Genomic DNA, 14,242 nt, shown 5'->3' with positions numbered 1-14,242 from the left:
CGACTCAATGAATACAATTAAAACAATTCTCAAAAACCTTGGTCCTGGTCTTCTATTTGCTAGTATGGCAATCGGTACATCACATCTAGTTCTTTCTACAAAAGCAGGTGCTCAATATGGCTGGATAATGGTTATTCCGATTATTTTGGCCAACCTTTTAAAATATCCATTTTTTGAATTTGGCATTAGATACACCAACGTAACGGGTAAAAGTATAATTGAAGGTTATAGTAATCGAGGAAAAGGCTATTTATGGTTGTATGCCTTTATTACATTAGCAACTAGCATTGCTAGTCCTGCCGCATTATGTTCTATTGCTGCAGGTCTTTTAATTAATATTTTAGGTATTCATGATGTTGGCATAACCACAGTGGCTTTAGGTTTGTTTCTTTTCAATAGTATCATTTTAATTATTGGAAAATATAAATTATTAGAAACCACACTGAAGTTCTTAATACCTATATTATTTGGCGCTTTATTAGTAACCACTGTACTTGTCATTAACAAAGGACAAATCTCTTCTATTGCTAATTTTAATGCTCCTGAAATCTTTAACGAAACAGGCATATTATTTTTAATTGTATTAATCGGCTGGATGCCAACAGCTGTTGAAGGCAGTAGTTGGCTGAGTCTTTGGAGCGCTGAAAAATATAAAGTTGACCACAAAAAACCACCTTTAAAAGAAGCATTGCAAGAATTTAATTTAGGTTATATAATGACGGCTGTTTTGGCGATTTTCTTTTTAATTATAGGCTGCATGACGCTTTATGGCTCTGGAACAGAATTAAGTGGAAACGCAACTATCTTTGCGGATCAAGTGATTAGTCTATTTTCTACTCATATTGGCAATTGGGCATATGTCTTTATCGCTATTTCAGCCTTTGCGACCATGTATAGCACTTGTTTAACGCAACATGATGCTATTGCAAGAGTGAGTGTAGATATTATTGGTTTATTAGTTGGCGAACACGAAAAATTTAAAGGCCGAAAATACTACGCTTCTAGTATTGTAATTATTGCTGTGATGAGCATTGTTGTTCTTTATGCACTTGGCGCCAATATGGGATTAATTTTAGCCGTAGCCACAGCAACATCCTTTGTTCTTGCTCCTATTGTTGGTTATATGAATTTAAAAAATGTTTTAAGTAATGAAGTTCCAGTTAATCAAAAACCAAAACGAGGGTTACAATTCTTAACCTACTTAGGCATACTGTTTTTATCACTTCTTTCCATTTATTATGGTTGGATTCTAATATTTTAATACATGAATTTATCTAGAAGAAAATTTATTAAAAAAGCTGGAATTACCGTTGCAGCAATGCCCTTTGCGCCTTTGTTAATAAATATGTCTAGCGGAATTGCAGATGATAAACCTTTAGATATTCATCTTTTCTCAAAACATTTACAGTTTTTAGATATTAAAGAAGCTGCTGAAGTTGCTGCCGAACTAGGCTTTAATGGACTAGACTTAACCGTTAGACCAAAAGGTCATGTTTTAACAGAAGATGTACTTACTGACTTACCAAAAGCCATTAAAGACATTAAATCTATAGGTTCTTCTTGTAAAATGATTACAACGGCAATTACTGATATTAATAATTCTTACGACTTAGATATTATAAAAACAGCTGCACAACAAGATGTGCATTACTACAGAATGAATTGGTATAAATATCATGAAGCATTAACCATGGAAGAATCCATAGCAATCTACCAAGAACAGATTAAAAACCTAGGAGAAATTAACAAACAACACAATATTATAGGCTGTTACCAAAACCATGCAGGCACAAAAGTTGGCGCATCGTACTGGGAAATAAATCAAATATTAGATAGCGTAGACTTAGATTATTTTGGTGTTCAATACGACATTCGTCATGCCATGGTAGATGGTGGATTATCTTGGGAGAATGGATTAAAACTTTTAAATGATAAAATTCAGACCATTGTTCTAAAAGATTATAAATGGGCAAAAGTTAATGGGAAATACAAAGTAATAAATGTACCCATTGGAGAAGGTATGGTAGATTTTAATAAGTACTTTAAACTATTAAAATCTTATGAATTAAATCCACCAACATCCTTACACCTAGAATATTCTTTAGGAGGTGCTGAAAAAGGACGAAGCGACATTAAAGTCGATAAAAAAGTGGTTTTTGATGCTATGAAATCAGATTTAAAAATGATTCAAAAACTTTGGAAAGAAGCTTAATAAAACGTGTGATTATGATTAAAAATTCAGAGTTTAAAATTATCTTATGCTTTAGTTTATTGTTCTTAATTTCTGCATGTAAGCAATCAAAAAACTTGTTTCAAGAGAACGTAAATGATTGGTCGTCTTATGGCGATGCTAATTGGTTATTTTCCGATAATACACTAACTGGAAATATTCAAAATGGAGAAGGTTATCTAATTACAAAACAAAACTATAGAGACTTTGAATTAAAGTTAGAATTTAAACCTGATAGTACTATAAATTCTGGCGTTTTTATACGTTGTAATAGCGAAAATATGAATCCTAAAACATGTTATGAACTTAATATTTGGGATTTACATCCTGACCAAACAAATAGAACAGGTGCTATTGTCGCTAAAGCAAATCCTTTAGCAAATGTAACCACAATTAACCAATGGAATACTTACAGAATTTTAGCTAAAGAAAGCCAACTAAAAGTTTGGATTAATGACACCCTAACAATTGATGCTATGGATAGTTTTTCGGCGACTGGTTATATTGGTTTACAAGCCAAAGGCAACGGAAAAGTAAGTTTTAGAAATATCAAAATTACCACGCTCAATTAAATTTACAACCACTTCCCTATTCTCTTAATGTATTCACAAAAAGATTAAAATTGTTTTGTATTAAGAATATTAATCGTAATATTACAATGAACAAATACAACAAACCAATGGGATTAGCTAAAACAGAAATATTTACCGATTTACAGAATGAAATAGCTGTGATATCTAAAGCCTTTGGTCATCCTGCTCGTGTCGCTATTTTACAACACTTATTTAAAATGGATACCTGTGTTTGTGGCGATTTAGTTAGCGAAATAGGATTAGCGCAACCAACCATTTCTCAACATCTAAAAGAACTAAAACTATTAGGTTTAATTAAAGGAAATGTAGAAGGTACAAGCGTTTGCTATTGTATAGACTCAGAAAATTGGACTAAAATGAAAGCAATTATATCGCAGTTTTTAGACCAAGATCTTTCAAATAAAAATTGTTGCTAAAAAAAATTTATATTCATTAATCGCATTATTGCAATAAACAAATACAATATATTATGAAACTATCAGAAATTAAAAACAAGCTAAAAGCATTAGAAACCATAGCGTTTCAATTACCAAATGGCGAATTAGTTCCAAATCACTTTCATGTTACTGAAGTTGGAAAAATCACAAAAAACTTTATCGATTGTGGAGGAACTGTTAGAAACGAAGAGGTAGTTAACTTTCAATTATGGAATGCCAATGACTACGACCATAGATTGCATCCTGAAAAATTACTATCAATCATTGAACTTTCTGAAAACGTATTAGGCATAGGAGATTTAGAAATCGAAGTAGAATACCAAGACGATACTATTGGTAAATTCGGGTTAGATTTTGATGGTAAAAACTTCTTATTAACCAACAAACAAACAGATTGTTTAGCCAAAGATAAATGCGGAATTCCTGCAGAAAAACCAAAATTACAATTTAGAGATCTAACCGAAGAACCTTGTTGTACACCAGATGGCAACTGTTGTTAACCTTTAAATAATATAAAATGATAACCACAAAATCCAACCTGTTTTCTGAAATAGAAATTGCTATACTAAGCTTAAACACAGACACCATTTCTGAAGAAAGAAAATTGATATTACAACCCTTAGTAGCATTTATTCAAGATAAGGTTACTAACAAAAAAGACGTACATATCAATTTTATTTGTACGCATAACTCACGTAGAAGTCATTTATCACAAGTTTGGGCGCAAACCTTGGCACATTACTTCAGCATACAAAATGTGTTTTGCTATTCTGGCGGAACTGAAGCTACTGCGCTTTTTCCTATGGTTGCGCAAACATTAGAGAACTCTGGATTTGAAATCAAGACCCTTTCTGAAGGTAAAAACCCAGTTTACAGTATAAAATATGATCAAAATGAGCATCCTATTATTGGTTTTTCTAAGAAATTAAATGATGACTTTAATCCAAAATCAGAATTCGCAGCTATTATGACCTGTGATTCTGCTAATGAAGCTTGTCCTTTAGTTGTTGGTGCAGAACAAAGAATTCCTATTATGTTTGAAGACCCAAAAGCCTTTGACAATACACCACAGCAAGCAGAAAAGTATAACGAAAGAAGTCTTCAAATCGCCACTGAATTATTCTATATTTTCTCTCAAATCAACACATAAGTAATGAAAAAGAAATTAAGTTTTTTAGATAGTTATTTAACGGTCTGGATTTTTGCAGCCATGGCCATTGGTGTCGGAATTGGTTATTTTTTCCCGTCATTTCCAGAAATTGTAAATTCATTTAGTAGTGGAAGCACCAATATTCCTATCGCCATCGGGTTAATTGTTATGATGTATCCACCTTTAGCGAAAGTAAATTTTGCGTTGCTACCAAAGGTTTTTCGAAATACAAAAATCTTATCGATTTCATTAATTCTCAACTGGATTATTGGCCCTGTTTTAATGTTCTTTTTAGCCATTATATTCTTGCGCGATTATCCAGAATACATGGTTGGTTTAATCTTAATAGGATTAGCACGTTGTATCGCCATGGTTTTAGTTTGGAATGATTTAGCAGAAGGCAGTAGTGAATATGGTGCAGGTTTAGTAGCCTTAAACAGTATTTTTCAAGTCTTTGCTTATAGTTTTTATGCATGGATTTTTATTACAGTACTTCCACCCTATTTTGGGTTTGAAGGTGCCATTGTAGATATTTCTGTTGCCACTATTGCAGAAAGTGTTGCTATATATTTAGGTATTCCGTTTGCTTTAGGCATTTTAAGTCGAGTAATTTTAGTCAAAATAAAAGGCGAAGCGTGGTACACTACTAAATTTATTCCAGCGGTTTCGCCATTAACTTTAATCGCATTATTATTTACAATTATCATCATGTTTTCTTTAAAAGGCGAACTTATTGTTGAAATCCCAATGGATGTTTTAATAATTGCGGTTCCTTTGTTAGTCTATTTTACCTTAATGTTTATCATTGGTTTCTTTTTCACAAAAGCCACAGGTGCAGAATACGACAAAACAACAGCTGTTGCCTTTACTGCAGCAGGAAATAATTTTGAATTAGCCATAGCCGTTGCAATTGCTGTTTTCGGTTTAAATTCCGGACAAGCATTTGCTGGTGTCATTGGACCTTTAGTAGAAGTACCAGCTTTAATTTTACTAGTTCGTGTGTCCTTTTGGTTGAAAAAGAAGTATTTTGACACACCAAAAATTGTAAGTAAATGAGAATAGCTTTTTTTTCAGATATACATGCCAATTTACCAGCTTTAGAAGCCTTTTTTAAAGATGTTGATGCGGAAAATGTAGATGCCATTTATTGTTTAGGTGATTTGGTTGGCTATAATGTTTGGCCAAATGAAGTAGTTAACGCCATCAGAGAGCGAAACATACCTACAATTATGGGAAACCATGATGAAGCCTTGTTATTACCTCTTGTGCAAGAATTAAAACCGTCAAACAAAGGCTTAACACGTGCAATGGTTTCAGATAATAATAGAAATTATCTCATTAATTTACCGAGACAATTAGTACTCAATTTTATGAGTAATAATGAATCTTTTAATTTATTAATGGTTCATGGTAGCGTAAAAGCGATTAACGATTATATGGTTGTTGATTATCCTGAAAAAGACGTTTTAGAGATGATGCAATCACAAAAAGCCGATGTGCTTTTATGTGGCCATACTCATAAACCCTTTCATCGTGTTATTAAAAGTGAAAACGGTTATAAACATGTTGTAAATATTGGTTCCGTAGGCAAACCAAAAGATGGCGATTCTAGACTTTGTTATGCTATTGTGGAATTGAACCAAAACACAATACCTTCTAATCCTAACGCTATAAAAGTCACCTTTAAACGAGCAGTATATGATATTGAGAAAGCAGCGAAAGCCGTTGAAAATAGTGAGTTTAGCAGTAGTTATGCTGAAGGATTGAGAGTGGCAAAATAAAAATTTCGCAAATAAACATAACCTTCAAGCCCTAAATAAAAATATAAACTAAAAAAGTAATGAATTGTTATTTTTGTTTGAATTAAAAACTAATGTTAGAATGAAGATTAAATTTTCTCAACTCCTTTTTTTAGTCTTTATTATTAATTCTAATGCACAACAATTAACCTTACATTCTGGTTTAGATACAGCATTAACCGAAACATCAGGCTTATTATATCTTAATAATACATTGATTTCTCATAACGATTCTGATGCTTCTAACGAGCTTTATGATGTTGATGTCAGCACAGGAAACATCACAAGAACCGTTACCATAACCAATGCAACTAACACAGATTGGGAAGATTTAGCGCATGATGATACTTACATTTATATTGGCGATTTTGGCAACTATACAGGCGAACGAACCGATTTAAAAATCTACAGAATTAGTATTGCAGATTATTTTGCCAACATATCTGTAACAGCTGATATTATTAACTTTAATTATAGCAACCAAACTGATTTTACGCCAAGTCCTTTAGCTACTAATTTTGATGCTGAAGCATTAATTCACTATAACAATAACCTTTATATTTTCAGTAAAAACTGGGTAGATGGCAACACTAATATTTATCAAGTATCTAAAACACCAGGAACGTATAGCATTGCTCCTATTGACACGATTGTAAGCCAAGGCTTAGTGTCTGGAGCAACTTATAACAGTATAACTAATTCAATTCTTATTTGTGGTTACGACCTTAATGGTGCTTTTTTAATTCAGTTAAGTGATTTTAATTCTGGTCTATTTTCTAACGGAACAATAACTAAGACCTCTGTTGAAGTGCCTCTAAATTATTCAACACAAATTGAAGGCATAACTGCTATTAATTCAACTGAATATTACATTTCTGCTGAAGAAAATAATAGTGATTTACAAGGTCTGTATCACTTGGATATACCCACTTTAAATGTTGAAGAATTTGAAGATAATAAGCTTATCATTTTCCCAAATCCGGCTCAAGATTATTTCGAAATAAATAAGGAGAATTGTATCGTTTCAATCTATAATTCAACTGGGGAAATTATATCAACTACCACAAAAAATAAGGTTGATATTTCAGGATTTGAAACAGGAATTTACTTTGTGAAAATTCACAATTATGATAAAACATCGACAATAATTAGGCAATTGATAATTCTATAGTTTCTGAAATAAGTTCAGAATGACAGCATTATAATATGCTGTTTTAAAGAATAAAATAAATTTTATAAACTTATCCTAGAATTTTGACTAACAACTCTTTAAGCAAGTCGCCTTGAGGTGTTGCATTAGATCCTACACCTTTACTTTTTACATCGAAATCTCGTAGCACTCCAATAACATAACTCACTTTTTTCATAGGGTAATTTCTAGCTGCATCTAAATATTCATTTACAAAATACGGATTCACTTTTAGAGCAGATGCCACACTTCTAGGATTTCTATCAGACATGCCATGAAGATGCAATAATTGCGAAAAGAAACCAAACAATAAAGACACAGTTACAACCATAGGATTATCCTTAGGATTGTCGGCAAAATACTTAGCGATTTTATGTGCTTTTAGCACATTGCGCTGACCAACAGCTTTACGCAATTCAAAGTTATTGTAGTCTTTACTAATTCCTATATTCTCTTCAATATGTTCTGGTGTAATTTGTGTGCCTGCTGGTAAAACAATTTTAAGCTTACTCAGTTCATTATCAATTTTACCTAAATCCGTACCCAAAAATTCAACTAGCATCTGGGCCGCTTTTGGCGAAATATTGTAATTCTGGCCAGCGAGTACGCGTCTAATCCAATCCGCAACTTGGTTTTCGTACATTTTTTTACTTTCAAAAACAACACCAACCTTCTTAATGGCTTTATACAACGCTTTACGTTTATCTAACTTTTTATACTTATAATTAAGCACTAAAACTGTTGAAGGTTGTGGATTTGTAGCATATTGCGCTAATTTCTCAATAGTTCTGCTTAAATCTTGGGCTTCTTTTACAATCACTACTTGACGCTCAGCCATCATTGGATAACGCTTAGCATTGCTCACAATATCATCTATGGTAATATCTCTACCGTAAAGCACCATTTGATTAAACCCTTTTTCGGCTTCATCTAACACGTTGTCTTCAATATAATCTGAAACCTTATCAATATAATAAGCTTCTTCACCCATTAAGAAATAAATAGGTTTAAGGTCGCCTTTTTTTATAGCAGATACAAGTTGTTTTACGTCGTCCAAAAGTTTAAAAATTCCAAGTTTATAGTTTGTTCTTTGGATATTGCTTGTATGTCCTTAAATTTGAACCAAATCAGTAATTTTAGTGTTTCAAGAACTCAACTTTCCAAAGTTTGAATACCGTTTCAAAAGTACAGAAAATAAAGTTTCTATTTTTGATGTCATTCGTAAAAAATTCATCATTCTTCAACCTGAAGAATGGGTAAGACAGCATTGTGTTCACTATTTAATTAATGATAAAAACTACCCAAAATCACTGATTAACGTTGAAAAAGAACTCACTATTAATGGTTTAAAAAAACGCTATGATATTGTTATTTTTAATCCTGATGGCAGTATTTTTTTAATTGTAGAATGCAAATCGCACAGTATAAAGATTGACCAAACTACCTTTGACCAAATTGCGCGTTATAACCTTGTTTTAAATGCCACGTATTTAATGGTAACTAACGGTTTAAATCATTATTATTGTGAAATGGATATGGAACAAGAACGCTATTCGTTTTTAAAAGATATTCCAGATTATAAATCTCTATAAATGCTTCAAACAAAAGACTTAGCGGTTGTTATTTTAAACTGGAATGGAAAAGCATTGTTAGAGCAGTTTCTACCTTCCGTTATAAAGTATTCTAATGATGCTGTGATTTATGTAGCTGATAATGCATCAACAGATGACTCCGTTGAATTTATTGCAAAAACATTTCCAATGGTTAAGGTTATAAAAAACACAGAAAATGGAGGTTATGCTAAAGGTTACAACGAGGCTTTACAACATGTTGAAGAACCACTACTCTGCTTACTAAATAGTGATATTGAAGTTACTAAAAATTGGCTTCAACCTATCGTTTCAGAATTTAGTGCCAATGAGAATACAGCCATTATTCAACCTAAAATATTAGATTTTAAAAACAAATCACTATTTGAATATGCAGGAGCTGCAGGCGGATTTATTGATAAATATGGCTATCCTTATTGTCGTGGTCGAATTTTTGACACTATAGAACAAGACAACGGACAATACAACGACACAAGAGATATATTTTGGGCTTCTGGTGCATGTTTATTTATAAGAAAATCTGTATTTAGAACATTAAAAGGTTTTGATGAATCTTATTTTGCTCATATGGAAGAAATAGATTTGTGTTGGCGCGCTTTTAACGCCAATTACACTATTAAATATGTTGGTACTTCAACCGTTAATCATGTTGGTGGTGCGACATTGAGTAATACAAATCCTAGGAAAACCTATCTTAATTTTAGAAATAGCTTATTTACTTTATTAAAAAATACGGACTCTAAAGTTTTTGTACGCATTGTTGCACGTATGCTTTTAGATGGTGTAGCAGGTGTTAGATTTTTATTTCAGCTGAAACCAGCATTTTTCTTAGCCATTCTTAAAGCTCATTTTTCTTTTTATTCTAATTTACCACGGTTAATAAAACAACGAAATCTATTATCTCAAAGGGCTAATTACTACGAAAGCAACTCCATTGTTTGGTCGTATTTTATAAAAAATAGGAGAACCTTTTAATTGTTTATAAAACTGTTAAAGTTTTTGTTAATCCGTGTTCAGCCGTCTATTCTTTTACATAATTTTGTTATGTTAAAACTAAAATTTTAAACTATAATTAAATTATGAAAAAACTAATGTTATTAAGTGCGTGTTCAATGTTGTTTTTGGCGTCTTGTGTGTCTAAAAAAGAGCATGTTGCATTGCAAGAAAAATATCAAGAAACTCAAGATTTATTAAATACGGCAACTGTAAAATTAAATAGTTGTTTATCTGATGTTGCTGCGGCCAATGCGAGAGTAGAAACAATGAAAGATCAATTGGCCGATTTAAGAAAGTCTAATCAGGATTTAATTGACACAAAAGGAAACTTAACAACTTTAACACAAAAAGGTGCTGAGAATCTTGAAAAGTCTCTAGAAAGTTTAAAAGAACGTGATTTAAAAATCACAAGATTACAAGATGCCTTAACAAAGAAAGACAGCGTAACTCTAGCCGTTGTAACGAGTCTTAAAAAGGCCGTTGGTATTAGTGATCCTGATATAGAAATCAATGTTGAAAAAGGTGTTGTATTCATCTCTATTGCTGATAAGTTATTATTTCAGAGTGGTAGTTACAACGTAACAACTCGAGCTAATGAAATATTAGGTAAAGTTGCTAAGGTTATAAATAGCAAACCAGATTTTGAAGCTATGGTAGAATCTCATACTGATAATGTACCATATAACAAACCACCATTAATTGACAACTGGGATTTAAGTGTAAAACGTGCTACATCAATTGTAAGAGTTTTAGAAAGCTTAGGTGTTAACTCTCAACAATTAATTGCTTCTGGTCGTAGTTCTTACGTTCCTTTAGTAGAAAATGATACTGCTGAAAACAGAGCGAAAAACAGACGTACTCGTATTGTGGTACTACCAAAAATTGACCAATTCTACGAAATGGTTGAATCTGAAATGAAAAACTTATCTGAAGGTAACTAGTATCTTAAGATTAATAATATAAGAAAACCCAATGCATTTGCATTGGGTTTTTTAATTCTAAGTAAATTGTAAAATTTATTCTTTTCTTTTGAAAAGAATTATTACAATAACTACTTCGCTTCTAAGACTAATTTAGCCGCTTTTTTACGCTGTATTTTTCTATTATTAGTTTCAGGAAACTTATCAATAGTATATATTTTTTTAGGCACTTCAAATTTCTCTAAGTTCTTAAGTTCCTTAATAACCTTAAGAATATCCTCTACTGAATCTTTAGGTTGCTCTACAATAAGAATCAATTTTTCTCCTAAAGTCGCATCTTCCTCTCCTACTAGAATAAAACGTTCTTCAATTACAGGTTGAATTTTATCTTCTATCTGCTCAGGAAATAACTTTACACCGCCTGAATTAATCACATTATCAAAGCGACCGAGAAGTTTAAAACTTTGATCTGATTTTAATTCTACAATGTCATTTGTTACCAAAGTTTCCTTTACCAATTTAGGCGCATGAATTACCAAACAACCTCTATCGTCTTGCTCAAATTTTATATTCTGTAGCGCTGTAAAATAGGGCTCTTTTTTTCCATTCTTAGATTCTAAAGAACGTACAGCAACATGTGTTACCGTTTCTGTCATTCCATACGTTTCATAAAACCTAGGTTTACAATCTTTAATCTTCTCAATTAACGGTTTTGTCACCTTAGATCCACCAACAATAATATTTTTAATATTATCTATATACTTTATAGTATGCTTCAATTGTAAAGGAATCATTGCGCAGAAATCGTACGTTTTCTCAAAATCAAAAACTGGCTGTGCCGCAGGCTCTACAAAATCAATCTCTAAACCTAAAACCAAAGCACGTACAAACATCATTTTACCTGCAATAAAATGACTTGGCAAACAATGTAACGCTTTATCTCCTGGTTCTAAACCAAAGAAGTTCCCTGTTGCAATGGCAGAATTAACCATGGCTTGTTTTTTTAGTTTAATCTGTTTTGGGTAACCTGTAGATCCAGATGTTGTTACTACTAAAAAGTCCTTATTATTTAACCAATCAATTAAAAAATCGCCTGTTACTTTCTCATAAGGTTTACCTTCTTTTATAAGACTGTAAGCCACTTCTTTTAATTCTTCATGACTAAAATGGAGTCCGTTAAATTTAAAACGGTTATGTACTTTATTGTAAGTTGGTGTCATCTTTAATAAGTTTAAGGTTAAAGTTCAATACTTAGGTTATTCAATAATTTTATAATCTTCTTTCGGTGGCTTAGTGACTTTTCCAAATAATTTATCCTTCCAGTTTTTCCAGCCATATTTTTTTGATAGAATTAGCAGAAATAATGGATAAACAACTAAGACTGGTAAAATAATTTCGAAAACTGATCCTAATTCTGGTTCGGACATATCTTTAAAAAGAGCATCTGTTTGTAAAGCTGTCCAATCTGCTGTTACTAATAAGGATGCAATAAGGTTGTTTCCTAAATGAAATCCTAAAGCCAATTCTAATCCTTCATCCATTAACGTCATGATACCTAATAACAATCCTGTACCAACATAAAAAATCATCATTTGCCAAAATCCTATGGCTCCAACCTCAGGATTTGCACTGTGCGCTAAACCAAATAGAATAGATGTAAAAAGTAACGGAAACCATTTGTTCTTAACCATAACACCAATATGTTGCATTAAGTAACCTCTAAATAAATACTCTTCTAAGCCAATTTGAAATGGAAATAAAATGATACTAATTATGAATAAAATCGCAAATTTCACTGGCTTAAACTGAAATACAATCTCTGATGAATCAATATAATACATGACAAAAAATGAAACGACCGTATATATTGTAATTAGTAAAAATGAAAATATAATACGCTTAAAATCGACCTTAGGTCTTGTTGTTGTTAAGGACAATAAACTTCTTTGATGTACAAATTTTACTAAAACAAATAAAAGACCTAATAAAAAAGCAAAAGGAATTAAGTTAATTGCCAAGGTAACATTAGCAGGTAATCCCCATTTTTCCATAGACTCCATTGCAGCAGCTAAATCACTTGGATCTGATACTAAATAGAAAATAAAATTTGCTATAAAAATACCTGCAACTAAAAATGTAGTTAGCAAAAACATCCATAGATCGCGATGACCTTTATAAGCTTGTTGTATAAAATTCATGTTTATAAATTAAAATTCCAATTTTGTTTTTTATTGTAGTGCAAATTACCATTTTTTACCATCAATGGCGAAGAAAAATTGTTTGTAAATAAACTGCCAGTTCCTAGCCCTTGAGGCATTTTACTATTTAAAGTATACGTCCATTGTGAGATGGCATTTAGACCAACATTACTTTCTAATGCACTTGTTATCCACCAATCTATATTTAAATTTTCAGCTAAGTCTATCCACGCTTTACTGCCTGAAAATCCACCAACTAAACTCGGTTTTAGAATTATATATTGTGGCTTTATAGTCTGCAATACATTTTGCTTTTCCTCTTTTTGAAAAACACCTATTAATTCTTCATCTAAAGCAATTGGCAAAGGCGTGTCTTCACAAAGTTTTGCCATAACCTCAAACTGCTTAGGTTTTATGGGTTGCTCAATAGAATGTAATTTGTATTCTGAAAGCTGTTTTAGTTTCTCTAAAGCATCATTTGGTAAAAAAGCGCCATTGGCATCTACTCGCAATTCTATGTCGTTAACAGAAAACTCTTTTCTTATTGATTTTAAAATATTTAATTCCGTTTGAAAATCTATTGCGCCAATTTTTAACTTTATACAATCAAAACCAACTGCAATCTTTTCTTTAATTTGAGTGCGCATATAATCCTCACTTCCCATCCATACCAAACCATTAATAGGAATAGCGTCATTACCTCTTGTAAATTCTGATGGAAACAGATTAAATTGATCAGTACTTTCTAAAGATTTAAAAGCAGTTTCTAGACCAAATTGAATACTTGGGAATTCGATAAGCTCACTTAAAAGCATATCTAATCCTAAATGAATATTATCACAGGTCCATTTTAGTTTGGTTTCGTAATCTGGTCTATCATCAATAGATAAACCTCTTAAAATGCCACACTCGCCTACGCCTGTTTTACCGTTTTGTTCTATAACAATAAACCACGTTTCTTTGGTAGTCATTACACCTCTCGATGTTCCGCTTGGTCGTTTAAACTCTAAATTATATTTGTGATAGGTTGCTTTCATATGTACAACCAAAAATAGGCAATAATAGGGATATGAATTATCAATTTAACTGAAATTCTTAGAGTTCAATTGAGGTTTATTTT

16 protein-coding genes are annotated in these 14,242 nt (G+C 31.9%); 12 read left to right on the top strand and 4 right to left on the bottom strand.

What is annotated here, in order from left to right; translation table 11 throughout:
* The first annotated feature begins 7 nt into the window (after positions 1-7).
* The 9 genes from Q0891_RS06115 to Q0891_RS06075 all read left to right on the top strand — a co-directional run bounded on the left by Q0891_RS06115 (position 8) and on the right by Q0891_RS06075 (position 7,380).
* Positions 8-1,261, top strand: a complete 1,254-nt coding sequence (locus Q0891_RS06115; protein WP_299099791.1) for an NRAMP family divalent metal transporter — start codon at positions 8-10, stop codon at positions 1,259-1,261.
* A gap of 3 nt (positions 1,262-1,264) precedes the next feature.
* On the top strand, positions 1,265-2,212 hold the full coding sequence (locus tag Q0891_RS06110) for a TIM barrel protein (RefSeq protein ID WP_299099789.1): 948 nt from the start codon (positions 1,265-1,267) through the stop codon (positions 2,210-2,212).
* 14 nt (positions 2,213-2,226) lie between these two features.
* Complete coding sequence (locus Q0891_RS06105; RefSeq protein ID WP_299099787.1) at positions 2,227-2,802, top strand: DUF1080 domain-containing protein; 576 nt, start codon at positions 2,227-2,229, stop codon at positions 2,800-2,802.
* A 107-nt stretch (positions 2,803-2,909) separates the two neighbouring features.
* Positions 2,910-3,239, top strand: coding sequence for a helix-turn-helix transcriptional regulator (locus Q0891_RS06100; protein WP_299100582.1), 330 nt, complete (start codon positions 2,910-2,912; stop codon positions 3,237-3,239).
* Between the two features lie 53 nt (positions 3,240-3,292).
* Entirely contained in the window at positions 3,293-3,760 is a 468-nt protein-coding gene (locus tag Q0891_RS06095) for a DUF6428 family protein (protein ID WP_299099785.1), read from the top strand.
* A gap of 17 nt (positions 3,761-3,777) precedes the next feature.
* A complete protein-coding gene (locus Q0891_RS06090; RefSeq protein WP_299099783.1) occupies positions 3,778-4,410 on the top strand; it encodes a protein-tyrosine-phosphatase in 633 nt (210 codons plus the stop codon).
* A 3-nt stretch (positions 4,411-4,413) separates the two neighbouring features.
* Positions 4,414-5,466 (top strand): ACR3 family arsenite efflux transporter, encoded by a 1,053-nt coding sequence (arsB, locus tag Q0891_RS06085; RefSeq protein ID WP_299099781.1) that lies wholly within the window; start codon positions 4,414-4,416, stop codon positions 5,464-5,466.
* On the top strand, positions 5,463-6,191 hold the full coding sequence (locus Q0891_RS06080; protein ID WP_299099779.1) for a metallophosphoesterase family protein: 729 nt from the start codon (positions 5,463-5,465) through the stop codon (positions 6,189-6,191). The genes arsB and Q0891_RS06080 overlap by 4 nt, the downstream gene beginning before the upstream one ends.
* Positions 6,192-6,291: 100 nt before the next feature.
* Entirely contained in the window at positions 6,292-7,380 is a 1,089-nt protein-coding gene (locus Q0891_RS06075) for a T9SS type A sorting domain-containing protein (RefSeq protein ID WP_299099777.1), read from the top strand.
* Positions 7,381-7,450: 70 nt separating this feature from the next.
* Here the strand turns inward: Q0891_RS06075 and holA are convergent, their stop codons facing one another.
* On the bottom strand, positions 7,451-8,455 hold the full coding sequence (gene holA, locus Q0891_RS06070) for a DNA polymerase III subunit delta (RefSeq protein WP_299099775.1): 1,005 nt from the start codon (positions 8,453-8,455) through the stop codon (positions 7,451-7,453).
* Between the two features lie 82 nt (positions 8,456-8,537).
* Between holA and Q0891_RS06065 the strand changes: the two genes are divergently transcribed.
* From Q0891_RS06065 to Q0891_RS06055, 3 genes are all read left to right on the top strand, one after another.
* A complete protein-coding gene (locus Q0891_RS06065; protein WP_299099773.1) occupies positions 8,538-8,990 on the top strand; it encodes a type I restriction enzyme HsdR N-terminal domain-containing protein in 453 nt (150 codons plus the stop codon).
* Positions 8,991-9,983 (top strand): glycosyltransferase family 2 protein, encoded by a 993-nt coding sequence (locus tag Q0891_RS06060; RefSeq protein WP_299099771.1) that lies wholly within the window; start codon positions 8,991-8,993, stop codon positions 9,981-9,983.
* 104 nt (positions 9,984-10,087) lie between these two features.
* Positions 10,088-10,945: an OmpA family protein gene (locus Q0891_RS06055; RefSeq protein WP_299099769.1), complete on the top strand. Its 858-nt coding sequence runs from the start codon at positions 10,088-10,090 to the stop codon at positions 10,943-10,945.
* Between the two features lie 110 nt (positions 10,946-11,055).
* On the opposite strand, the gene Q0891_RS06050 is transcribed toward Q0891_RS06055, so the two are convergent.
* Genes Q0891_RS06050 through Q0891_RS06040 form a run of 3 tightly spaced genes read right to left on the bottom strand, consistent with a single transcriptional unit; the run spans position 11,056 to position 14,159 of the window.
* A complete protein-coding gene (locus tag Q0891_RS06050; protein WP_299099767.1) occupies positions 11,056-12,144 on the bottom strand; it encodes an AMP-binding protein in 1,089 nt (362 codons plus the stop codon).
* Between the two features lie 36 nt (positions 12,145-12,180).
* Positions 12,181-13,122 (bottom strand): CPBP family intramembrane glutamic endopeptidase, encoded by a 942-nt coding sequence (locus Q0891_RS06045; protein ID WP_299099765.1) that lies wholly within the window; start codon positions 13,120-13,122, stop codon positions 12,181-12,183.
* A gap of 2 nt (positions 13,123-13,124) precedes the next feature.
* Positions 13,125-14,159, bottom strand: a complete 1,035-nt coding sequence (locus tag Q0891_RS06040; RefSeq protein WP_299099763.1) for an o-succinylbenzoate synthase — start codon at positions 14,157-14,159, stop codon at positions 13,125-13,127.
* Positions 14,160-14,242 lie beyond the last annotated feature (83 nt).

This window comes from uncultured Winogradskyella sp. (assembly GCF_947498005.1).
GTDB lineage: Bacteria > Bacteroidota > Bacteroidia > Flavobacteriales > Flavobacteriaceae > Winogradskyella.
The sequence above is the reverse complement of the archived record's forward strand: the minus strand, read 5'-3'. Positions and strand labels throughout refer to the sequence as shown.

Excerpts from the sequence above, each read along its gene's own strand:
- Q0891_RS06115 (WP_299099791.1), top strand. The coding sequence starts at position 8 with ATGAATACAATTAAAACAATTCTCAAAAACCTTGGTCCTGGTCTTCTA.
- Q0891_RS06110 (WP_299099789.1), top strand. The coding sequence starts at position 1,265 with ATGAATTTATCTAGAAGAAAATTTATTAAAAAAGCTGGAATTACCGTT.
- Q0891_RS06105 (WP_299099787.1), top strand. The coding sequence starts at position 2,227 with ATGATTAAAAATTCAGAGTTTAAAATTATCTTATGCTTTAGTTTATTG.
- Q0891_RS06100 (WP_299100582.1), top strand. The coding sequence starts at position 2,910 with ATGGGATTAGCTAAAACAGAAATATTTACCGATTTACAGAATGAAATA.
- Q0891_RS06095 (WP_299099785.1), top strand. The coding sequence starts at position 3,293 with ATGAAACTATCAGAAATTAAAAACAAGCTAAAAGCATTAGAAACCATA.
- Q0891_RS06090 (WP_299099783.1), top strand. The coding sequence starts at position 3,778 with ATGATAACCACAAAATCCAACCTGTTTTCTGAAATAGAAATTGCTATA.
- arsB (WP_299099781.1), top strand. The coding sequence starts at position 4,414 with ATGAAAAAGAAATTAAGTTTTTTAGATAGTTATTTAACGGTCTGGATT.
- Q0891_RS06080 (WP_299099779.1), top strand. The coding sequence starts at position 5,463 with ATGAGAATAGCTTTTTTTTCAGATATACATGCCAATTTACCAGCTTTA.
- Q0891_RS06075 (WP_299099777.1), top strand. The coding sequence starts at position 6,292 with ATGAAGATTAAATTTTCTCAACTCCTTTTTTTAGTCTTTATTATTAAT.
- Q0891_RS06060 (WP_299099771.1), top strand. The coding sequence starts at position 8,991 with ATGCTTCAAACAAAAGACTTAGCGGTTGTTATTTTAAACTGGAATGGA.
- Q0891_RS06055 (WP_299099769.1), top strand. The coding sequence starts at position 10,088 with ATGAAAAAACTAATGTTATTAAGTGCGTGTTCAATGTTGTTTTTGGCG.
- Q0891_RS06050 (WP_299099767.1), bottom strand. The coding sequence starts at position 12,144 with ATGACACCAACTTACAATAAAGTACATAACCGTTTTAAATTTAACGGA.
- Q0891_RS06045 (WP_299099765.1), bottom strand. The coding sequence starts at position 13,122 with ATGAATTTTATACAACAAGCTTATAAAGGTCATCGCGATCTATGGATG.
- Q0891_RS06040 (WP_299099763.1), bottom strand. The coding sequence starts at position 14,159 with ATGAAAGCAACCTATCACAAATATAATTTAGAGTTTAAACGACCAAGC.